Origin of the sequence: Flavobacterium saccharophilum (assembly GCF_900142735.1) — a bacterium.
Lineage (GTDB): Bacteria > Bacteroidota > Bacteroidia > Flavobacteriales > Flavobacteriaceae > Flavobacterium > Flavobacterium saccharophilum.
The window spans coordinates 623,976-647,830 of sequence record NZ_FRBY01000001.1; the positions used below are offsets into that span (position 1 = coordinate 623,976).

Below are 23,855 nucleotides of genomic sequence, written 5' to 3' on the forward strand. Positions count from 1 at the left end.
TCAATATTAATAATGTGAAAATTAAAATTTAACTGTTGATCAGATAATCTTTTACTTTTTGTACAAACGGATACATTACCTGATCTTCCTTAAATACAGGAATTATATTTCGAACATCGTCGTACCATTTTTTGGTAACCGATGAAATTTTATCTTTTTGGTTTAAATAATCAATCGCCTGAACAATCGTGATCATTTCAATACTTAAAACTTCAAATGCATTTTCAATTACTTTTGAGGTAATTACCGCTGCGTTTGTACCCATACTTACAATATCCTGATTGTCATTGTTGTTTGGGATACTGTGAACGTACATTGGGTTGGACAACATTTGGCTTTCGGCAGTTGTTGAGGTTGCCGTAAACTGAACTCCCTGCATTCCGAAATTAAATCCTAATGTTCCTAAATTCACGAATGGAGGAAGAATTTCGTTGATTTTTGAATTCAGTAAATAATTCAATTGACGTTCTGCCAGCATCGTTAATTTGGTAATTACGATTTTTAGTTTATCCATTTCAAGCGAAATATAATCGCCGTGAAAATTACCTCCGTGATAAACGTGTTTGTTTTTTACATCAATAATCGGGTTGTCGTTTGCCGAGTTGAATTCGTCTTCTAAAATCGAAGCGACATTATTAATGGTTTCTAAAACCGGACCTAAAATTTGAGGTACACATCTTAAAGAATAATATTCCTGGACTTTTTCCTTGAAGATTTCTTCGGTATTTTCTCCAGAGTATAAATGGTCTTCTCTTTTACGGATTAAAGTACTGTCAGAAAGATTTTTTCGCATTCTTTCTGCTACTTCCTGCTGACCTTTATGACGTTTGGTTTGGTTTAATTCTGCAGAGAAATGATCATCATACGCCTGAACCAATTCGTTAATGGCGCAAGAACATTTTAAAGACCAATCTAATAATTTATTGGCATGATGCACATTGACAACGCCAATTCCGGTCATAACCGAAGTTCCGTTGATCAAAGCCAAACCTTCTCTGATTTCTACCTGAATTGGTTTTAAACCTTCAATCTCAAAAACTTCCGGAGTTGGTCTTCTATCTCCTTTATAAAAAACTTCGCCTTCGCCAATTAAGACCAAAGCTAAGTGTGATAATTGTACTAAATCGCCGCTTGCGCCAACACCACCATGTTCAAAAATTAATGGTGTAATATCTCTGTTGATTAATTCTGCCATCAAGTGGATAACAGAAGGATGAACTCCTGAATTCCCTAAGGATAGCGTATTCAAGCGAGCTAAAATGGCAGCTTTTGCACAAACAGGGCTTAATGGTTTTCCGGTTCCTGAAGAGTGGCTTCTAATTAAATTATATTGCAGCTGAATTTGGTCTGATTCTTTAATACGATATTGAGCCATTGGCCCAAAACCAGTATTTACGCCATATATTATTTTGTTCCCTGAAAATTCTTTCAAAAAATTAAAGCTTTCGTTTACCCGATTTAAAACTACATCGCTGATCGCAACTTTGTTATTTCCAAAAATGATAGACTCGAACTCGGCTAAACTTAAATATTCATTAATTGTATTCATTAAATCGGTTTTGATTGTGCTAATTTAATTTTATTTATCAAAATAAATGTAGTTATTTTGATGAAGGCAAATGTAAGTTAATAATCGATAACATTTTTATTATGACAAAGGAGTTTGTTGATGTCTTAGTGATTGGTGCAGGACCTTCTGGATGCGTTTCGGCATCGTTTCTTCATAAGAATAATATAAAGATAAAGGTGGTGGAGAAAGCAAAATTTCCAAGACTTGTGGTCGGTGAAAGCCTTATTCCGCGAGTAATGGATCATTTTGCCGAAGCCGAACTTTTTGAATGTCTTGATGCGATGAATTTTGAGAAAAAACTCGGCGCCCGTTTTATCAGAGGAGAAGAAATTTGTGTTTTCGATTTCAGTCAGAAATTTGGAGAAGGCTGGGATTGGACCTGGCAGGTACCGCGTGCTGATTTTGACAACACGATGGCGCAGGAAATTGTTCGAAAAGGAATTGACTTAGAATTTGAATCAGAGGTTTTGGAAGTTTCTTTTGAAGGGAAAAATTCGAAAACCATTGTAAAAGACAAAGACGGAAATTTAAAAGAAATTCACGCTAAGTTTATTATTGATTCCAGTGGATACGGACGTGTTTTGCCAAGACTTTTAGATTTGGATACACCGTCAAAACTAGATCCGCATTCTTCGATATTTACCCACGTAAAAGATATAAACAGACCAGAAGGCGAAGAAGGAACTCAGATTTCATTTGATATTCTGGAAACTGAAGTTTGGTTATGGGTTATTCCGTTTTCGAATGGAAATACCAGTTTAGGTGTTGTGGGGCCGACGGATTTTATTAATTCGCTATCCCAAAATAAAGACAATGCCGAAGCTTTGCGAAATGCAATTCAGCAATCGGATTATTATATAAAAAGATTTAAAGGAACCGAGTTTTTGTTTGAGCCGGTAAAACTGGAAAATTATTCGAGAGCTGTAAAAAGAATGTATGGTGATGGTTTTGCTTTGACAGGAAATAGCTCAGAATTTTTAGATCCGGTTTTTTCTTCAGGAGTTGCTTTTGCGACAGAATCAGGAATGCTGGCAGCAAAATTATACATCAAAGAATCGCAGGGAATTGAAGTCGATTGGGAAACCGAATTCACGGGTTACATGAAAAAGGGAATTGCTGTTTTTACCACTTACGTGAAAGAATGGTACACCGGAAACCTTCAGACTTTATTTTTTCATCAGCCCGAAAATTTGGATGTGAAAGAAAAAATTTGTGCGGTATTAGCGGGATATGTTTGGAATGAAGAAAACCCTTTTGTAAAAAAACACGATCATGTGATCCAGAATATGGCCTATTTACTGAATATGCAAAAAGAACAAAGCGCTGAATAATAATATGTTTTATTCGTAATCTAGCAGACTAGGAAGATATTTAAATGAAAAAAACTAAATTATGAAAAGCATTATAGCTTCTGTTTGCTTATTAGGTGTTTTAAGTTCTTGCTCTACTCCCAGAGCATATACTGATAGTATGAAAGTAGAATTAAAAGCTATGTTTGATAAGGATCAATTATATCAAAATTGGGATCCTAAAAGATTGGAAGATCAGAAATATATTGATTCAATGAATGTTTTATTCAATAATGTTATAAGAAAAAATTGCGAAGTTGTTAAACAGTATAATAAAGATTTTGGTTTTCCTGGAAATAAAAAGGATGGAGAAGTGGCAGGGAAACATTTTTGGTTAATCGTCCAGCATTCTGATCATGATGTGGATTTTCAAGAAGAAATATTGAAAGAAATGAAGAAGGGATTAAAAGCTGGAGATGTTTCAAGTCAGAATTACGCATATTTATTTGATAGAGTAAAAAAAAATAAAGGATTGCCTCAATTTTATGGAACACAAGTGGAATATAGTGGTTGGGATGTGGTTCCTTATAAATTAGAATATCCGGAGAAAGTTGAGAAATTAAGAAAGGAAGTAGGGTTAGATTCTTTAAAGACTTACTTGGCTTCATTTCGAAATTGATTTATTATGAAAAAACTTTAATCATTCAAGAAAGATTTGCTTTCTAGAGAAGCGATGAAAAAAAAGAGGATATCAATTTGATATCCTCTTTTTGTCTTCAAAAAATAATATAGTAAAAAATTTATACTACCAGAATTTAACATATAAAGCCACAATTACCAATAATGTAATTACAATTAAAACTGTAGTTTGTGGTTTTACTTTAAACATTTCAGCGTCAATTTCAAACGCTTTTGGATTCACTTTAGGACCAGCGAAACTGATTCCGATCATTGCTAACATGGTAAAGAAGAATGATAATCCCATACAAATGTGGAAAGGAATTTCGAATGCACCTTTTCCGTTAGGATAAGCTGTGTATAACAATGTTTCGTTTCCGAATAACATTGGAGCATATTCATTGAATAATACTGACAATACAAATCCTAAAATTACACCCACAATTGCAGCAGTTCCAGTAGTTCTTTTCCAGAACATACCAAGGAAGAACATAGCAAATACACCAGGACTAATGAAACCTGTATATTTTTGAATGTAAGTGAATCCACCAACACCACCAATTCCTAAAATATCATTCCATGTAAATAGCACCGCTAAAAGCATTGCAGCAAAAACGGCAATTCTACCAATGTTTACCTGTTGTTTTTCACCTGCTTCTTTTTGGATGTATTTTTTATGAATATCTAAAGTATAAATAGTCGAGATACTGTTTACTTTTCCAGCTAATGAAGCTACGATTGCAGCAGTCAATGCCGCTACAGAAAGACCTTTTAAACCAGTTGGCAAGAATGTCAATACAGCAGAATAAGCTCCGTCTTTTCCTCCAACTAATTGTGGTAAATGTCCGTTTTGGTATAATACGTAAGCAGCGATACCAGGCAACATTACGATTAACGGCATTAATAATTTTAACATACCAGCAAATAAAATACCTGTACGAGCAGTTTGCAAGTCGGCACCTAATGCTCTTTGTGTGATATATTGGTTACATCCCCAATAGTTTAAGTTGATGATCCAGATACCCGCAACATAAGACATCAAACCTGGGAAAGTTAAATATTTGTCGATATCAAGCTGAGATGAAGTTGCAGTTGGTTTTGGAATAATCATTTTGAAATGCTCAGGAGCTTCTGTCATTAATACTTTGAAGCCTTCAATTGCACTGCTACTTATTCCTAACTTTTCTCCAACAGTTACTAATGCAATGTATGATGTTACTAAACCTCCGATAATTAAAACCGCAACCTGAATAACGTCAGTATATGCTACCACTTTCATACCTCCTAAAGAGATAATTAAAGCAAAAACTGCCAATCCAACCATGATAACGTGAAGATATTCTCCACCAGCAAGACCATTAATAGCTACAGCTCCTAAATAAAGAATAGAAGTTAAGTTTACAAATACATATAAAAACAACCAGAAAACTGCCATAATCAAAGCAGTAGATTCGTTATAACGTGTTTTTAAGAATTGAGGCATGGTGTAAATCTTATTTTTAAGATATACAGGAATAAACCAAACTGCTACAATAATAAGTGCAACAGCTGCAAGCCATTCATAAGCTGCAACGGCAATTCCTAAAAAGAAACCTTCACCGCTCATTCCGATAAATTGTTCAGCTGAAATGTTTGAGGCAATTAACGAAGCTCCAATAGCCCACCACGTTAAGTTTCCTTCAGCCAAAAAGTAAGCTTTAGCATCTTGTTCGTCTTGTTTACGCTTGCGGTAAACTGTGTAACCGTAGACCGAGACTACGATGAAATAAATAATAAAAACCGCATAATCTGCGAAAGCAAGGTTCTGGTTCATTGTTAGTAGTATTTTAAAAAATTAGTATAGGTGATTGTTTGTTTATAAATTATAAAATCAGCTTTTTTGTAGGTTTCTCTGACTAAAAATATCATATGTGTTTTATTTATGTTATTTTTTTATCAAAATAAGAACGAAAGCCAAAAGTATAATAAAAATCTATATTTACATCACTAACAAATGTGTTTTTTACATTTATAAGTGAATTATTATGTTAAATTTTAATACGGTCTTATTTCGCTTCAACTTTTTCGACAACTACTTCTTTACTTTTGTAATGCACGTCTGGTTGTTGTCTTAAAATTTCTGCACTTTTTTCAGGTGTGATATCACGTTGCGATTCGCCTAACATTTCATAACCCACCATGAATTTCTTAACTGTTGCAGATCGAAGCAAAGGTGGATAAAAATGCATGTGGAAATGCCATTCCGGATGTTCTAAACCATCTGTTGGTGCCTGATGAATTCCTGAGGAATAGGGAAAAGAAGTACTAAATAAATTATCGTATTTAATCGTTAATTGTTTTAAGATTTTAGCATAAGAACTTACTTCAGCTTCTGTAAAATCAGTAATTTTTGAGATGGCTCTTTTGCTTAAAATCATCGTTTCGTAAGGCCAGATTGCCCAAAACGGAACCAATGCCACAAAATCATCGTTTTCGATTACAATACGGCTTCCTGATTTTAGTTCGGCCTGAAGATAATCTTGAAGAAGCGTTCTTTTGTTTTTATCAAAATAGGCTTTTAGGTTATGATGCGTTTTTTCAACCTGCGTTGGCAATGATGATTGCGCCCAGATTTGTCCATGCGGATGTGGGTTGCTGCACCCCATAACGCTTCCTTTGTTTTCAAAAATCTGAACGTGATTAATGTATTTTATACTTCCTAAATCAGTATATTCTTTTTGCCAGGTTCTAATAATGTTTTCAATTCCGTCAAGATCCATTTCCGGTAACGTAAGATCATGTCTTGGTGAAAAACAAACCACTCTTGAAATTCCCTGTTCTGGTTTTGCCTTAAAAAAGGTATGTTTTATGTCTTCTTCAAAAATAATTTCCTCCTGTTTCATGGCAGCAAAATCATTTTCAAAAACAAAACTGCTATCATATTTTGGATTGCTCACTCCGTTGGCACGAACATTCCCCGGACATAAATAACAAGTTGAATCGTATTTTGGTAATGCCTCTGTGGCAATGGTCTCATTTTGTCCCTGCCAAGGGCGTTTTGCACGATGCGGTGAAACTAGTACCCATTCGTTAAGTAAAGGATTGAAGCGTCTGTGAGGGTCTTCGTTAATGTCAAAATTTTTCATTGTATTCTGGTTGAGGTATTAAAGTAATGTTGTTCCGTTTGAGATTTTTACATCATAGAATTTTAATTCAATTCCAAATGTATCTAAATAAAGTTTTGAAAATTTACGTTTAACCTCATTTTCATTTCCTTTTTTAACTAAATTTATGGTACAACCACCAAATCCGCCACCCATTACACGTGCTCCAATAATGGCATCGTCAGCTTTTGCAGTATCTACAAGCATATCTAACTCTTCACAACTTACTTCATATTCCTGAGATAAACCGTAGTGCGTCTCAAAAAGCAATTGTCCTAAAAGTTCTATATTTCCATTATCTAAAGCCTCACATGCTTTGATGACACGGTTAATTTCTTTAACCACAAAATGAACTCTCTTAAAAACAACCGGAGAAAATTGATCCTGAATACTTAAAAGTTGGGCTTCAGAACAATCTCTGAAACTTTTTACTTCCGGAAAATGATTTTTAATGATTGATAATCCTTCTTCACATTCTAATCTTCTTGTATTGTATTCAGAAGTAAAAAGAGAGTGTTTTACATTACTATCAAATAAAATAACAGAGTAATCTTTGAAATCAGCATCGTGATATTCAAATTCTAAAGTGTTGCAATCCAGTTTTATTACTTTGTTTTCAAGACCATGAACGCTCGAAAACTGATCCATAATGCCGCAATTAATTCCTACCCAGTGTTCTGCTTTTTGCCCCATTAAGGCAATATCCACTTTTTCAATTTTTAAATCAAAAAGTTCCTTGATTCCGAAAAGCGTTCCGCACTCCAAAGCCGCTGAAGAAGATAAACCAGAACCAACCGGAATATTACTGCTGAAAACACAGTTGAAACCTTCAAATGAAAATCCGTTGTCCTGAAGTTGTTTTACAACGCCACGAATATAGTTGGTCCAAACGACGTCGCTTAATTGAATTGGTTCATTTAAATCAAGTTCAAATTCTTCATTTAAATCAATGGCTATTATTTTAGATTTATTGGTGTTATTTTTTTCAAAAGCAAAGCAAATTACTTTATCAATAGCAGCCGGTAAAACGTAACCGTCATTATAATCAATATGTTCTCCAATAATGTTGATTCTCCCTGGAGAAAGCACAATTTTTTGAGGAACAGATCCGAACGATTTCTCAAAAAAGGCTGAGGTGTTTTGTATTAAAATGTCATTCATTATTTTGTAATTGAAATAGTGTTGTATTGTAATTCGAATGAAAAATCATCAGAATCACATAAAATATATTTTAGGATAATTAATTGATACGATCAAATTTATAAACGGTGGTTTGACGGTATTCTGAACCTTTTTTCAAAACTGAATTCGGGAAATGTGCCTTATTTGGTGCGTCCGGAAAATTTTGGGTTTCAAAACAAATTCCGCTGGTTGCATGATATTTTGTGTTTTCTTTTCCCTGAAGGATATCAAAACAATTTCCGCCTACATATATATGTACACTTGGCTGATCTGTGTATACATCCATTTTCAGGTTGTTTTTCTCACTGAACAATTGAGCAGCAATCTTATCTTTTGAATCAATTACAAAAGAATTGTCAATAGAGGAAGGACAGTTTTTAATTGTTCTAAAATCGAAATTATGATTAGAAAGATCCGTGAATTTTCCTGTTGGAATACCTTCTGCATCTGTTTCTAACATTTTATCAGCATCGATATACATTTGTTGCTCTAAGACTGCGGTATCGTGCCCGTCCAAATTAAAATAACTGTGATGGGTTAAGTTTATAACGGTATCTTTAGTAGTTGTGGCTTTGTATTCTAGTTTTAATTCGTTTTGCTCCGTTAAAGTATACGTAAGATAAACGTGTAATTCTCCAGGGAAATTTTCGTCTGAATCTTCGCTTAAAAGCCCAAAAGTTATGGATGGATTTTCTCCACCAGTACTATCAGTTACATTCCATACTCTTCTTCCAAAACCTATATTGCCACCGTGTAAAGTATTGCCATTATTATTACCAACAAGCTGAAATGTTTCATCATTTAAAGTGAAAGTTCCTTTGCTGATTCTTCCTGCGTAACGCCCAATTGTAGTTCCGAAATAAGGTGCACTTGGTAAATTATAAGAAGATAAATAAGATTCTAAAGTATCAAAACCTAAAACAACATCTACCAGTTTTCCGTTTGATGTTGGAACTTTTAAGGAAGTAACTGTTGCGCCATAATTAATAAGCTGAACTTGCATTCCATTTTTATTAGTCAATTCAAAAGAATGAATTTCTTCGTTATCAGGCATTAAACCAAATAATTTGCAATCAGACTGATCTTGAAAATGCGATATGTGTTTTATTTCCATATTATTTTTACCAAAAGTGAAATTCAAAAATAGAAACATTCTTTACGTTTACATACCAGTACCTACCAGTTTTTTGTATATTGCGTAAAAAATCTATTTTTCATGAACATAATTTCTATCCAAAATAATCTCGGTTTGCCAAAATATAAACAGATTATTCTTTCAATTGAAAAAGCGATAGAAGAAGGTAAATTGGTAAAAGGAGACCGACTTCCATCTGTTAATAAAGTTTGTCTGGCTTTTTCTTTGTCGCGCGATACTGTTTTGCTGGGATACGACGAATTGAAAAAAAGAGGAATTATTTACGCAATTCCAGGTAAAGGATATTACGTAAAAAGCACTGAAATTGCTATAAAACAGAAGATATTCCTGCTTTTTGATGAATTGAATATTTTCAAGGAAGACATCTATAATTCATTTTTAAAAAACATTGGAAAAAATGTTCAGGTCGATATTTTCTTTCATCATTTCAATTTTCAGGTATTTCAAAAACTGATAAATGACAGTAATGGAAATTATACGAAATACATTATCATGCCGACCAATTTAAGCGATATAGTCAATTTGATAAAAACCCTACCAGTGAATGATGTTATTATTTTAGACCAGACCAATCCTGATTTAAAATCATATCCGGCGATTTATCAAAATCATGAAAAGGACATTTTTGAAGGGTTAGTAAAAGGAAAAGCAAGGGTAGGCAAATACAAGAAATTGATTTTAATTTTCCCGGGATTTAGAGAGCCACTTGGAATGAAATTGGGATTTGAAGCTTTTTGTTCCGAGTATCATTTTGAGTCTGAAATTATAACCGAATTTACCGACCGCGAAATTACTTTAGGAGATTTGTATATTATTCCGAATGATCGTGATCTGGTTCGTGTAATTGAAAATGCAAGAAATCAGAATTTGAAATTAGGTACTGATTTTGGAATTATATCTTATAACGAAACACCTTTGAAAAAAGTGGTAGCCAACGGTATTAGTACTATTTCAACCCATTTTGAAATGATGGGTAAAATATTAGCCGAGATGGTTATTAAAGGAAATAATGTACAAATCGAAAATAAGTCGGCCCTAATTATGCGGAATTCTTTGTAGCTTTTCTTTTGTCTTTTTGACTAAACGCTAATCAAATCATAATTAAACTTATTTTTGGTTATTAAATGCATAATTTATTAGTAAAAAAATAAGGATATAATTTTTTGTTTTCCTGATCATTTTTTATTTACATTTGCAAATGTAAATTTTACACTTATTATTTGTTTTGATTTTAATGGAATGGATTTTTTCTTTTCGTAATACTGCGAAGCAAATTTTAAAACCGCTGTTAACCACAAACCACTTAGAATATTTAAAAATGAACAACAAAATTGATCAATTAGCCGCAAATAATATTCGTGCTTTAGCCATTTCGATGGTTGAAAAAGCGAATTCAGGCCATCCTGGGGGCGCCATGGGAGGTGCTGATTTCATGCATATTTTATATACTGAATATTTAAAATACGATCCGAGTGATATGCACTGGATTTTTAGAGATCGTTTTTTTATGGATGCCGGCCACCTTTCGGCATTAATGTACGCCCAATATTATTTGTTAGGAAATTTCGAAAAAACAGATCTTCAAAATTTCAGACAATGGGGTTCTGTAACTCCAGGACATCCTGAGGTTGATGTAAAAAGAGGAATTGAAAATACTTCCGGACCACTGGGTCAGGGACACGCGATGGGAGTTGGAGCGGCAATTGCAGCAAAATTTCTGTCGGCAAGATTTGAGAATTTATTCGATCATAAAATTTACGGATTCATAACAGACGGGGGTGTTCAGGAAGAAATTTCTCAAGGTGCCGGACGTATTGCCGGACATTTGGGACTGAATAATTTCATCATGTTTTACGACTCAAATGATGTGCAGCTTTCGTCTATGACCGATGAGGTAACGACAGAAAATACCGCTATGAAGTATGAATCATGGGGTTGGAAAGTGGTTACAATTGATGGGCATGATCACGCTCAGATTCGTAAAGCTTTGACTGATGCGCATAACGAAACAGGAAAACCGACCCTAATTATTGGAAGAACCATTATGGGGAAAGGTTGTGTAACTGCTGATGGAACAATGTACGAAGGACAATGCGAACTTCACGGAAAACCAATTGGAGGCACTAAAGCTGATTTTGAAAAAACATTATTGAACCTGGGAGCAAATCCTGAAGATTCATTTGCTATTTATAAAGAAGTTGAAGCGCACTACAAAACTATTTTAGATCAGAAAACGGCAGAATCTGCTGAAAGAAAAGCAAAATTTGCGACTTGGGAAACTCAGAATCCTGAGGCAGCTCAAAAGATAAAACAGTTTTTTAATGGAGATTTACCAGCTTTAGATTTCGGTTCAATAGCTCAAAAAGCAAATGCCGCAACCAGAGATGCCTCTGCAGCTGTTTTAGGATATTTGGCTGAAAATGTAGAAAACATGATTGTTTCTTCTGCCGATTTATCCAACAGTGATAAAACAGATGGTTTCCTAAAAAAATCATCCGTTTTGAAGAAAAATGATTTTAGCGGAGCCTTTTTACAGGCAGGAGTAGCTGAATTAACAATGGCTTCAATTGGGAACGGAATCGCACTTCACGGTGGTGTAATTCCGGTAGTGGCGACCTTTTTTGTTTTTTCTGATTATATGAAGCCGGCTATTCGTTTGGCAGCCATTCAGGAATTACCGGTAAAGTATGTCTGGACACACGACTCTTTCCGCGTTGGTGAAGACGGACCTACACACCAGCCAATTGAGCAGGAAGCACAAATTCGATTATTAGAAAAAATTAAAAACCATTCGGGTGATCAAAGTTTATTAGCGCTTCGTCCGGCTGATGCTATTGAAACATCTGTTGCCTGGCAAATGGCGCTTGAAAATAAAAAGACACCAACAGGATTAATTCTTTCCAGACAAGAAATTAAGGACATTCCAACAACAGGAAACTCCAGATTTGAAGATGCTTTAGAGGCCAAAAAAGGAGGTTATTTAGTCAAATCAAATGATGATCCTGCAATAACTTTAGTTGCCAACGGATCTGAAGTAGCAACACTTATTGAAGCTGCAGAAGAGTTGGAACACATCATTAAAATAAAAATAAATGTTGCTTCGATAATTTCAGAAGGGCTTTTCAGATCTCAGCCAAAGGCATATCAGGAAAGTGTTATTCCGCATAATCAATTGGTTTTCGGACTTACGGCTGGACTTCCGGTTAACCTTGAAAATTTAGTGGGAAGCAAAGGAAAAGTTTTCGGATTGGATCATTTCGGTTATTCGGCTCCGGCTTCAGTTTTGGATCAGAAATTCGGATTTACAAGTAAAAATGCCTGCGAAGAAATTATCAAATATTTAGAGCAGAATAATTATAACATTTCAAAATAAAAGAAAATGAAATTTTTTATAGATACAGCAAATTTAAAAGATATTAAAGAAGCCAATGATTTGGGCGTTTTAGATGGTGTAACCACAAACCCGTCATTAATGGCGAAAGAAGGAATTACAGGAGCACAGAATATTCTGGATCATTACATAAAAATTTGTGAATTGGTTGATGGCGATGTTAGTGCCGAAGTAATTTCGACTGATTTTGAAGGAATGATTGCCGAAGGAGAAAAACTGGCAGCCTTGCATCCGCAGATCGTGGTAAAAATCCCGATGATCAAAGACGGTGTAAAAGCAATCCGATATTTTGCTAATAAAGGAATAAAAACCAATTGTACTTTGGTATTTTCTTCAGGACAGGCGTTGTTGGCCGCAAAAGCGGGAGCAACTTATGTTTCACCTTTTATTGGACGTCTGGATGATATTTCGACGGACGGAATGAATTTGATTGAAGAAATCAGATTGATTTATAATAATTATGGATATGAAACCCAAATATTGGCAGCATCAGTTCGACACGTAATGCATATTATTAATTGTGCCAAAACCGGAGCAGATGTTATCACCGGACCATTAAGTGCAATTGAAGGTTTATTGAAACATCCTTTAACAGATATTGGATTGGCAACCTTTTTAGCAGATTACCAAAAAGGAAATAGCTAGAATATTTTTTCTCGCAGATTTCGCAGATTTTTTTAATCTAATAATCTGCAAAATCTGCAAGAGATGATCTTTTTAAGAAAGAAAATTTATTTAGTTTTTAATAGTAGTTTTATTGAAGTAAAAACCCTGAAAGCTTTTAGTTTTCAGGGTTTTTTTGTTTTATAAGAAAAAAACAGTAATAGATTAAGGAATAAATGGATGAAGAAAATCTGTTTGATCTGCCTAAATCTTTTAAAATCTGCGTGAAACTTTTATTTAAAGATTCAGCACAAAATCATTTAGTAATTTTTCTTCATATTTTTCTTTGTTGAAAGTATACAAATACGAACCTTTTCGAGAGGATTGCATATCTTTTTCCTCTAATTTATTTAGAATTTCTAATGAATTAATTTTACTGATAAAGTTACGTTTGTCTAATTCTTTGCTTAAAATTGCCTCATACAATTCTAATAATTGGCGCATGGTAAATTTCTCAGGCAATAGTTCAAACCCAATTGGTTTAATTGAAGTTCTGTAACGTAATCTTTTAATGGCATAATCTACCATTTCGTTATGGTCAAAGATCAAGTTTGGAGCATCGGTTATACTAAACCATTGCGCATGATAATTTTGAATAAGTTCTGTATTGTGATTTTCAATATTGATTAAGGCATAATAAGATACTGAAATAGTTCTTTCGACAGGGTCACGATCAATTTCACTATAAGCATGTAACTGCTCCATATAAATATCGTGCAACCCAGTATAGGTATGTAATATTCTTATAGCTGCGTTGTCAAGGACTTCATCGCGTTTTAGAAAACCTCCAATTAAAGACCATTTTCCTCTTTCAGGCTCAAAATCTCTTTTAATCAAAAGAATTTTTAGCCCTTCATGGTCAAATCCAAAAATGATACAATCTACTGCTAATAGGACTTTATCAGCAGAGCTATAACTGTTTAGCATATTAAATTTTTTATGGTAAATATATAAACTTCTTAATACGTTTCATAATTTATTAATGTGTATTTTACACTTATATGAATAACTACTCAAAAGTAACGTTAAAAAAATGTCTTTTTAGAAAAAAATAATAGTCTTTTTTCTGTTTAAAGATTATTTTAAGACGAAAACAAAATATTGCAGGACGGTTTTTTGAAAGAATGGTATCTAAATATTCAAAAGCCTGAAGTCAAAAACAGGATTTTATTTACAAAAATAGTATTTTTTATTGTTTAAATTCTTCAAAATTACAACGTTTTCGTTTTTTTTAGAAGATGTTAATTTTTGCTTAAAAAGCTGCTTTTTAATGAAAAGTGTAAATTTTACACAATTAACTTTCAAAAAAGACACTTTTTTTGAAAAAAACACTGACTTTTAAATGTTTATTTGACACTTAAATTACGATATGTACTTTTTTAGTCGCTTTTTTTTATGATATTAATTTGTTTTTAAGCTTTTTTTTTATTTAAATTTACAAATGTAAAATCAACACTTATAATTAAACAACTAACCAACCTTAAAAAAACCAATATGATAACAAACCAACGATTATTTTTTTATTGCAATTTTTTATTGCCAAAAAAAGAATGGCTATTAGCATTAATGATGCTATTATTTTCTGTTAATCAAATGTCGGCCCAAGGCAAAGAGATTAGCGGAGTTGTTACTTCGGCACAAGACAAATTACCATTGCCGGGCGTGAACATTATGATAAAAGGAACAAAAACAGTTGCTGTAACTGGATTTGATGGAGAGTATACTATTAAAGCGTCACAAAACGATGTTTTGGTTTTTTCGTTTCTGGGTTTTCAAAATCAGGAAATAACAGTAGGAAATCAATCTAAAATAAATGCTGCATTAGGTGAGGATACTAACAAATTGAATGAAGTAGTTGTAATAGGTTACGGTACGCAAAAGAAATCTGATTTAACAGGATCTGTAAGTGTTGTAAATATAGAATCGGCTAAAAAAACGGTAACTTACGATGCTGCAAAAATGCTTCAGGGACAAGTTCCCGGAGTAACAGTGCAATCATCTGGAGAGCCTGGTGGATTTGTGAATGTAAAGATTAGAGGTATAACTTCATTCACAAACAATAGTCCTCTTTTTGTAATTGATGGAATTATGGTTGATGCTCCTTATGATTTTGCACCGGGAGAAATTGAATCGATGCAGGTTTTGAAAGATGCTTCTTCGGCAGCAATTTATGGTGTTCGTGGAGCAAACGGAGTTGTTATTATTACAACTAAAAAAGGAAAAGCCGGCAAAATGGATGTTAAGTTTAAATCTATTGTTGGACTTCAGGATGTGGCAAAAAAATGGGATGTAACTGATCGTGTTGGATATCAAAAAATTACCAGCGAAGCAGAAAGAAACAGAGATATCAGAGCCGGAGTTCCGGTAAGTATTGCTCCAGGAAATGATCCTACTAGCCCTTCTTATATCAATGACGTAAATACAGACTGGCAAAAAGAATCAATGCAAACGGGTGTAGTACAAAATCAGACTTTAACCTTTACAGGTGGTGCAGAGAGTATTGCTTATAGCATGAACATTGATTATTTTAAAAATACTAGTTATTTAAAAACACCACAAGAGTACGAGAGATTGTCAACCAATATGAATTTGAATGGTAAAAAAGGAAAATTCAAATATGGAGCTAAGATTGCTTATACACAATCTGATAAAGAGATTTTCAACGAGTATAATGCAGGACAAACCTTTATTAGTGACATGCTTACTGCTGTGCCAACAATGCCAGTTTATGATGCTAACAGATTGGGGGGATACGGAGGTACAGACAACCTGACGCAACGTGCAATTTCTATGAACCCAATTGGATATAACAACCTGATTGATAATAACGGAAAAAGAAATCGCTTCATTGGTGACATTTGGGGAGAATTTGAGATTGTGAAAGGTCTTAAATATAAATTAGATGTAAGTTATGACAGAACAGACTGGGAAAACAGAAAATTTATACCGCCAAGTGATTTAGGATGGTATTATATTACCACAAATGATGAAGCTTCTTTAGATGTAGAAACCGGAAATGAGTTAAGAACTTTCGTTAATAATTTATTGACTTATGACCTTACACTTGGAAAACATAAAATTGATGCTCTTGCAGGCTGGATTCAGGAAAAGAGAGATTATCACAGATATAACTCAAGAGGGGTAGGTTACACACCTGGAGAAATTCCAATGCTTCAGTATGCTGATGCAAGAAATGCAAGCGAATATAAATTTACAATTACAGGAATATCATACATCAGCAGACTAAATTATGCTTATGATGACAGATACTTATTACAGGCTAATTTTAGACAAGACAGAACCTCTCTTTTTAGTGATATTAATAATTCAGCAAACTTCTACTCTTTTTCAGGAGGTTGGAAAATTAGTAATGAAAAGTTCCTGCATTTACCAGAATGGGTAAGCAATATTAAACTTAGAGGTGGTTATGGTACGATAGGTAATAATACAATTCCACAGTACTTTTTTGCTTCAACAGTAAATAGTTTTGCAGGTTATGATTTTAACAATGAGCTAGCTCCAGGAACAACTGTGGTTGCAGCACTTGACCCTAATGTACACTGGGAAAAAACAACCAGTAAAAACATCGCACTTGAATTAGGATTTTTAGATAATGACTTACAATTTACAGCGGAGTATTTTGCAAAAAAAGTAACAGATATGTTGGTAGGGGTTCCATTGCCATTTTCTACAGGAGCTTTTCCGGCAAATATTACAACAAATGCTGGAGATATGGAAAATAATGGTTTTGAGTTTACAGCATCATATAGTAATCACCATCATAAATTTAAATATGATATCTCTGGTAATTTTGGAACTTTAAAAAATGAAGTGACCAGAATTGGAACTACAGGAAATCCTCTTTATGGAGCAGTTTCAAAAACAGAAGTAGGAAGATCTGTGGGAGAGCTTTTTGCCTGGGAAGCAATTGGTATTTTTCAAAATGCTGCAGAAGTAACTTCATCACCAACTCAAACAGGAGCGGCTCCTGGAGACGTGAAATTTAAAGATGTAAATGGTGATGGAATTATTACAGATGCTGATAGAACTTTTCAAGGGGTATCTATTCCTAAATATGGTTTCGGATTGAATTTTAGTGCTTCGTATGAAAATTTTGACTTCTCAATGTTTTGGCAAGGTGCTGGAGGAAATAAAGTTTTCAATGCCATGTACCGCAATTTAATGATTGGACAATATACAAATCACAGTACAGATGAATTGAACTACTGGACGCCAACTAATACAAACACTAATGTTCCTGCACCAGTAATTGGTGATCCAAATGGAAATGGTAGAGACTCTAACAGATTTATTCAAAGTGGAGATTATGTGAGATTGCAAACTATGGAAATGGGTTTCAATATTCCGATGAAAGATAAATTTATTCAAAAAGCAAGAGTTTATGTAAATGGTCAAAACTTGTGGACAATTACAAAGTATTCTGGATATGATCCTGATTTTACAAGTGACGGATTGCTTTCAAGAGGATATGATGCGGGATCTTTTCCAAATCCAAGAACAATTTCTCTAGGAGTAGAAGTAAATTTCTAAACCGGTTTAACCAATTAAAAACGTATTAAAATGAAATATAAAATATTTAATTATATAGCAATTTTCTTTTCACTGGCTGTTGTAACAACAAGCTGTGTTGATAATGAAGATTTGACACAAGTTGACCCAAATAATGATGCGGTTGATTCCTTCTGGAAAACAGATCAGGATGCAATTGAAGGTGTGAATGCCGCTTACGGAAGTTTATTAACTGACGGGACTTACATGAGAAGTACACCATTGTTGTTAGATGCAAGATCAGATGACGCACGTACAAATAGCCCATGGGGTTCAATGTATAATGCGGGTCACTTTAATTCAAATGTAGCCGATGCTGCTATTTATGGATGGGCTTATGAAACGTATTATCAGGGAGTTTACCGCGCAAATCAGGTTTTGGTAAACGTGCCAGGTATTGAATTTCAGGATGCAGCACTTAAAAACAGAATACTGGGACAAGCTTATTTTTTAAGAGGATTGTTTCTTTTTCATGCGGTAAACATGTTTAAAAATGTGCCGTTGCCAACAGATTTAGCAGTGTATTACCCTCAGAAAACACAGGCTGAAGGATGGGCTCAGGTTATTGCAGATTTTAAAGCTGCTGCTGACTTACTTCCTACTTCCTACGATGGTATTTCAGGTATAGATGCTGGTCAAAAAGGACGTGCAACAAAAGGAGCTGCTTTAGGATACTTAGGAAAAACCTACTTGTTTATTAAAGATTTTGCCAATGCAAAAACAGCTTTCAAACAAGTAATAGATTTAGGAGTTTACTCTTTGGTTTCAAATTATCGCGACAATTTTACAACCGCTAATGAAAATAATTCAGAATCTCTTTTCGAGGTGCAATTCAGCAGAGATGCTGGTGGTGTTGATTTAGGTTGGGGAGGTGCTCCTGCTTCAGGTTGGGGTAAAACATCTGCGCGTGCTATTACTTATGCACCAAGAGCTTTTGGATGGACAGACGTACAGCCTTCCTGGGTATTGTTTAATGAATTTCATGATGAGAAAACAAAAACAGGTGATCTTGACCCTCGTTTAGATGCTACTATTTTTTATAACAAGCCGGGAGCTAAGTTATATGGAAGAGATTTTGCTACTTTTTATGCTGCAAGTCCAGGCGATTTAAATGATATATTCTGTAGAAAATATCAAAACTCAGATGGTGAATTTGCTGACGAATACGACTGGCGTTCTGGTATCAACGAACGTTTATTAAGATATGCAGATATTCTTTTGATGTATGCAGAATGTCTTAACGAAACAGGTGATACTCCAGGGGCTTACGGATATATTCAAATGGTAAGAAACAGAGTTGGATTACCTGATTTGGCAACAGCAAAACCAGGAATGACTCAGGATCAAATGAGAGAGCAAATTGGACACGAAAGATTCTTGGAATTTCCTCTTGAAGGTCATCGTTTTGACGATATTCGTCGTTGGGGATGGTTGCAGGATGCTACAAAATTGGCATGGTTGAAATCCAGAGATGCGGAGTTTAATTCTTATACTGCAGGTAGAGAATATTATCCGATCCCACAATTAGAAATGGATAACAATCCGGGAACTGTTCAAAATGAAAGTTATTAATATTTATTTGAGTTAGTTAGAATACCTAATATCATATGGCAGATTTTCTCCTGTCATATGATATTATCTTAAAAAGGAATACGATTATAGAGTAATTAAATTTTTTTACAGTAACTAAAATTTTATAATGAATGAAAACAATTACAAGTTTGGTTTTATTAGCAGTATTATTAGTAGGTTGCCAGAATGAAGATGCTATAATCCCTTCGAATGATGAGGTAGTTTCAGTTGAGACAACTCAAAATTCTCAGGTAAAAAATGTAACAGCAAAAACGGTTAGCGGCACTGTTCCGTCGCATGACCCAAGTACAATTATAAAAAGCGGTGTTAATTATTATGTGTTTACAACAGGTGACAATATACCGATGACGTATTCAACAAATTTAACAAACTGGACTTGGGGAACATCCGTGTTCACTTCAACGCCAAGCTGGATTACAAGCTATGTTCCTGGTTTTACCAAAACGTTTTGGGCGCCAGATTTAGCATGGTTTAACAATCGATGGAATATGTATTATTCCTGTTCGACTTTCGGTTCTGCAACTTCTGCAATCGGATTGGTAACGGCTCCTTCTATTTCGCAAAGTGCCGGAACAAAATGGACAGACAGAGGTCTTGTTGTGGCTTCTTCATCTGCCTCAGATGTAAACGCAATTGATCCTTCGATTTTAGTAGACGGAAGTAATGTTTATATGGCGTATGGTTCCTGGCATGCCGGTATTGGCGTTGTTCAGATTAATGTTTCAACAGGTAAACCAACCGGAACAAGAACTATTGTTGCAGGAGGAAATAGTGCTTCATGGGAAGCTCCTTGTTTAATCAAAGAAGGAAGCTATTACTATATGTTCGTAAACAGAGGTTCTTGCTGCAATGGCGTAAACAGTACGTATTATATTGTAGTGGGTCGTTCAACAAGTCCGTTTGGACCTTTTACAGACAAGAACGGAGTCAATTTAAAAAGTGGAGGCGGAACAACAGTTTTAGCAACACAAGGAAATTATATCGGACCGGGCCATTTATCAAGAATTACCGGAACACAAAAAGGTGCGGTTCATTATTATGATGGAGCCGACAATGGAAATCCAAAACTAGAAATTGTATATTTCACATGGTCATCAGGATGGCCTACACTTTCTTATTAATTTTAATATTCAGAGGAAGGTTTCATAAAGCCTTCCTCTTTATAATCTTTTAAAAACAAATTATGAAAAAAGCAATTTTAATCACATTTCTTATTACGCTTTGTAATCAGGCAAGTTTTGCCCAAAATGAAACCACAGTACTAACTATTAAAAATAATGCAGATGCGCCAACAATCGACAAAAACATTTACGGGCATTTTGCAGAGCATTTAGGACGCTGTATTTATGGTGGATTTTTTGTGGGAGATACTTCAAAAATTCCAAATACAAAAGGAGTGAGAAATGATATTGTCGCTGCTTTAAAAGATTTAAAAATTCCAAATTTAAGATGGCCTGGCGGATGTTTTGCCGATACATATCACTGGAAAGACGGAATTGGCCCTCAAGAACAGAGACCAACTATTGTTAACAAATGGTGGGGTGGTGTAACTGAAGATAACAGTTTTGGAACCCATGATTTCCTGAATATGTGCGAACTGCTTGGAGCAGAACCGTACTTGTCAGGAAATGTTGGAAGCGGAACGGTTCAGGAATTATCTGACTGGGTACAATATACCAATTTCAGCGGTAAAAGTCCGATGAGCGATTTGCGTAAAAAAAACGGAAGAACAGAACCTTGGAAAGTTAAATTCTGGGGAATTGGAAATGAAGCCTGGGGATGCGGAGGAAATATGACAGCAGAATACTATGCTGGAGAATACCGCAAATTTGCCACTTTCATGTCGGATTGGGAAAACACTGGAGGAATTACCAGAATTGCATCAGGATCAAACAGTGCCGATTATAATTGGACAGAAGTTTTAATGAAAAACATTCCCCTAAATATGTTAGGCGGAGTTGGAGTGCATCACTATGCTGTAATCGACTGGGGTAAAAAAGGAGATGATAGAAACTTTACTGAAGAAGGTTATTTCAAAACCATGCAATCTGCTTTAAAAATGGAAGAATTGGTTACCAAACATTCGGCTATTATGGATAAATACGATCCTGAGAAAAAAGTTGCCATGATTGTTGACGAATGGGGAGGCTGGTATGAAGTAGAGCAAGGAACAAATCCTGGATTCTTGTACCAACAAAACACAATGAGAGATGCAGTTTTGGCTGGAGCTACTCTAAACATTTTCAATAATCACGCTGATAGAGTTCGTATGGCAAACTTAGCACAATGTGTAAATGTTTTGCAGGCTGTAATTCTTACTGATAAAGCTAAAATGATTACTACACCAACGTATAGCGTAATGAAATTATATAGCGTTCATCAGGATGCTAAATTATTACCGTTAAGTTTCCAATCGCCATTGTATACTTTTAAAGGAGAATCACTTCCTGCTGTATCGGCTTCAGCTTCAAAAGATAAAAACGGAGCAGTTCATATTTCATTGGTAAATGTTGACGCTAAAAACAAAAACAAAATAGAAATCGATGTTAAAGATCTTGGAGTAAAAACTTTTACAGGAATGATTATCACATCGGCTAAATTACAAGATTACAATTCATTCGATACACCAAATAAAATTGTTCCAACAGTTTTTAAAGGTTTCGAAAACAAAAAAGGAAAACTTGAAATTACTATTCCTCCTTTCTCAGTTGTTGTTTTAGAAGGAAAATAAAATAAAGAAAAAATGAAAAAAACAAATTCCATTTTAAAAGTTGCCTACATCGGATTGTTTTCAATTGCTCTTGCGGTTGTAAGCTGTTCCAGTGATCCGGAAACACCTGTAACTCCAGATCCGGTTCCTCCGGTAGTTGTTCCTCCAGTGGTTACACCGGTTTTTCCTGGACCAACTTATGCAGATAATTACACTTCAATTTCAGGTTGGGGAAGCAGATCACAATGGAATTTGGCCAACGTGCACGATCCATCTGTAGAAAAATCGGGCGAATATTATTATATGTACCAGACTGATGCTTCTTATGGAAATGCACACGAAGGCAACGGACATTTTTTCTACAGAAGATCAAAAGATTTAATCAATTGGGAATTCATGGGATCTTCAATGACACAGGCTCCGGCTTGGGTAAAAGATTCCCTGAACAATAAAAGAGCAAGAATGTCTCCGGCTTTGCCTCCAATCGAAAATCCAAATTATGGATATTGGGCGCCATGCGTTCGTAAAGTGGGGAATAAATTCAGAATGTATTACAGTATCGTCGTAACGAATCCAATTGTAGGAACAGACACCAATACTTCCTGGTCAGAGCGCGCTTTTATTGGCTTAGCCGAAACGGATGATTTGGCTTCAAACAATTGGGTTGATAAAGGAATGGTTGTTTGTTCTGAACCTGACGGAGTAAAAAGTTACGTTAGAAACGGAGGAAATGACTGGGATGCTTATTTCAAATTCAATGCTATCGATCCAAGTTTTATTGAAACTCCCGAAGGAGAACAATATTTAATTTACGGTTCCTGGCATTCCGGAATTGCAGCTTTAAAACTGAATCCGACAACAGGAAAACCAGATAAATTAAAAACAATTGAGGACTACGGAGTACGAATTGCCGGTCGCGGAAATGTTAATTCAAACCGTTGGCAGGCACTTGAAGGCCCGGAAATTATGTACAATCCAGAAACTCAATATTACTATTTATTCCTGGCGTATGATGAATTATCAGTGGCGTATAATACACGAGTTGCACGTTCAAAAAGTATTTTAGGACCCTATCTTACCAGTACAGGAATGAGTATAACAAGCGGAGCAGAATGTTTTCCAATGCTAACACATCCGTATCAATTTAAAAATCATACAGGCTGGGTGGGTTTTGCGCACTGTGCTGTATTTCAAAATCCAGACACTAAAAAATGGTTTTATGCATCGCAAGCCCGTTTACCGGAAGGAGTTCCAGGAATTGCAGCTTCAAATGCAATCATGATGGGGCATGTTCGTGGTATCGAATGGACAGAAGATGGCTGGCCGGTTGTTGAAGCAGAACGCTACGCGGGAGTACCAACAACGACTATTTCTGAAGGAAGCTTTGTAGGTGCCTGGGAACAGATTACGATGAATTATCAATACAAAACGATGCAAAAAGCAGGAACAATTTATTTAACTGCTGATAAAAAAGTAAGCGGTGATGCAACTGGAACCTGGTCGTATGACAGTGCCAAAAAAATCTTAACCGTTAACGGAGTAAAATGCAACGTAACGGATGCCTGGGATTGGGAATCAGCAACTAGAAAAGTAACATTGAGTTATTCTGGTTTAACAGCTGCGGGATTGCCAGTTTGGGGTAAGAAAGTGAATTAAAAAGGAATTAGAAAATTCCAATTTTTTAAAATTCCAAATTCCAAAAAAGGGATTTGTATTGTTAAAAGCTCCAGAGGAGCATAATGTTTATAGCCAATATAATGTGTTCTTGGTAGAGCTCCAGCGGAGCGGCATCTAAGTTTTTATAATTAATCAAAATATGTCACCCCGATGGGGCTCTTAGGAAGAAACGAATAAAATTTCTATAAACATTCTGTCCCGATGGGACTTATTTATGATGATTAAAAAGAGTTA

Annotated in this window: 16 protein-coding genes; 10 read left to right on the forward strand and 6 right to left on the reverse strand. The window is 35.0% G+C overall.

Going from position 1 to position 23,855, the window contains the following annotated elements:
• Nucleotides 1-28 precede the first annotated feature (28 nt).
• On the reverse strand, nt 29-1,549 hold the full coding sequence (locus tag BUA98_RS02675) for a flexirubin biosynthesis tyrosine ammonia-lyase FlxA (protein ID WP_072970102.1): 1,521 nt from the start codon (nt 1,547-1,549) through the stop codon (nt 29-31).
• 101 nt (nt 1,550-1,650) lie between these two features.
• Between BUA98_RS02675 and BUA98_RS02680 the strand changes: the two genes are divergently transcribed.
• Together BUA98_RS02680 and BUA98_RS02685 are read left to right on the forward strand one after the other, a co-directional pair.
• Nucleotides 1,651-2,901: an NAD(P)/FAD-dependent oxidoreductase gene (locus tag BUA98_RS02680; RefSeq protein WP_072970103.1), complete on the forward strand. Its 1,251-nt coding sequence runs from the start codon at nt 1,651-1,653 to the stop codon at nt 2,899-2,901.
• Between the two features lie 61 nt (nt 2,902-2,962).
• A complete protein-coding gene (locus BUA98_RS02685; protein ID WP_139256987.1) occupies nt 2,963-3,538 on the forward strand; it encodes a DUF6624 domain-containing protein in 576 nt (191 codons plus the stop codon).
• Nucleotides 3,539-3,664: 126 nt separating this feature from the next.
• Here the strand turns inward: BUA98_RS02685 and BUA98_RS02690 are convergent, their stop codons facing one another.
• The 4 genes from BUA98_RS02690 to BUA98_RS02705 form a co-directional block, all read right to left on the reverse strand.
• Nucleotides 3,665-5,350, reverse strand: a complete 1,686-nt coding sequence (locus BUA98_RS02690; protein WP_072970105.1) for a sodium/sugar symporter — start codon at nt 5,348-5,350, stop codon at nt 3,665-3,667.
• Between the two features lie 232 nt (nt 5,351-5,582).
• A complete protein-coding gene (locus tag BUA98_RS02695) occupies nt 5,583-6,662 on the reverse strand; it encodes a UDP-glucose--hexose-1-phosphate uridylyltransferase (protein WP_072970106.1) in 1,080 nt (359 codons plus the stop codon).
• 18 nt (nt 6,663-6,680) lie between these two features.
• The gene (galK, locus tag BUA98_RS02700; protein ID WP_072970107.1) at nt 6,681-7,841 is read right to left on the reverse strand and encodes a galactokinase; all 1,161 of its coding nucleotides are present in this window, start codon (nt 7,839-7,841) and stop codon (nt 6,681-6,683) included.
• Nucleotides 7,842-7,920: 79 nt separating this feature from the next.
• Entirely contained in the window at nt 7,921-8,976 is a 1,056-nt protein-coding gene (locus BUA98_RS02705; RefSeq protein WP_072970108.1) for an aldose epimerase family protein, read from the reverse strand.
• 102 nt (nt 8,977-9,078) lie between these two features.
• On the opposite strand from BUA98_RS02705, the gene BUA98_RS02710 reads away from it, so the two are divergent.
• From BUA98_RS02710 to fsa, 3 genes are all read left to right on the forward strand, one after another.
• Nucleotides 9,079-10,077, forward strand: a complete 999-nt coding sequence (locus BUA98_RS02710) for a GntR family transcriptional regulator (RefSeq protein WP_072970109.1) — start codon at nt 9,079-9,081, stop codon at nt 10,075-10,077.
• 259 nt (nt 10,078-10,336) lie between these two features.
• On the forward strand, nt 10,337-12,391 hold the full coding sequence (locus BUA98_RS02715; RefSeq protein ID WP_072970578.1) for a transketolase family protein: 2,055 nt from the start codon (nt 10,337-10,339) through the stop codon (nt 12,389-12,391).
• Nucleotides 12,392-12,397: 6 nt separating this feature from the next.
• Nucleotides 12,398-13,054 (forward strand): fructose-6-phosphate aldolase, encoded by a 657-nt coding sequence (gene fsa, locus BUA98_RS02720; protein WP_072970110.1) that lies wholly within the window; start codon nt 12,398-12,400, stop codon nt 13,052-13,054.
• Nucleotides 13,055-13,309: 255 nt separating this feature from the next.
• Here fsa and BUA98_RS02725 read toward each other — a convergent pair whose 3' ends face one another.
• The gene (locus tag BUA98_RS02725; RefSeq protein ID WP_072970111.1) at nt 13,310-13,999 is read right to left on the reverse strand and encodes an NUDIX hydrolase; all 690 of its coding nucleotides are present in this window, start codon (nt 13,997-13,999) and stop codon (nt 13,310-13,312) included.
• A gap of 567 nt (nt 14,000-14,566) precedes the next feature.
• Between BUA98_RS02725 and BUA98_RS02730 the strand changes: the two genes are divergently transcribed.
• The 5 genes from BUA98_RS02730 to BUA98_RS02750 all read left to right on the forward strand — a co-directional run bounded on the left by BUA98_RS02730 (nt 14,567) and on the right by BUA98_RS02750 (nt 23,600).
• Nucleotides 14,567-17,623, forward strand: coding sequence for a SusC/RagA family TonB-linked outer membrane protein (locus tag BUA98_RS02730; protein ID WP_086065118.1), 3,057 nt, complete (start codon nt 14,567-14,569; stop codon nt 17,621-17,623).
• Nucleotides 17,624-17,653: 30 nt separating this feature from the next.
• Nucleotides 17,654-19,213, forward strand: a complete 1,560-nt coding sequence (locus BUA98_RS02735) for a RagB/SusD family nutrient uptake outer membrane protein (protein WP_072970113.1) — start codon at nt 17,654-17,656, stop codon at nt 19,211-19,213.
• Nucleotides 19,214-19,344: 131 nt separating this feature from the next.
• On the forward strand, nt 19,345-20,355 hold the full coding sequence (locus BUA98_RS02740; protein WP_086065119.1) for an arabinan endo-1,5-alpha-L-arabinosidase: 1,011 nt from the start codon (nt 19,345-19,347) through the stop codon (nt 20,353-20,355).
• Between the two features lie 62 nt (nt 20,356-20,417).
• Nucleotides 20,418-21,965 carry an alpha-N-arabinofuranosidase gene (locus BUA98_RS02745; RefSeq protein ID WP_072970114.1) on the forward strand — a complete coding sequence of 516 codons (1,548 nt, stop codon included), beginning with the start codon at nt 20,418-20,420 and terminating at the stop codon, nt 21,963-21,965.
• Between the two features lie 12 nt (nt 21,966-21,977).
• Nucleotides 21,978-23,600: an arabinan endo-1,5-alpha-L-arabinosidase gene (locus BUA98_RS02750; protein WP_072970115.1), complete on the forward strand. Its 1,623-nt coding sequence runs from the start codon at nt 21,978-21,980 to the stop codon at nt 23,598-23,600.
• Nucleotides 23,601-23,855 lie beyond the last annotated feature (255 nt).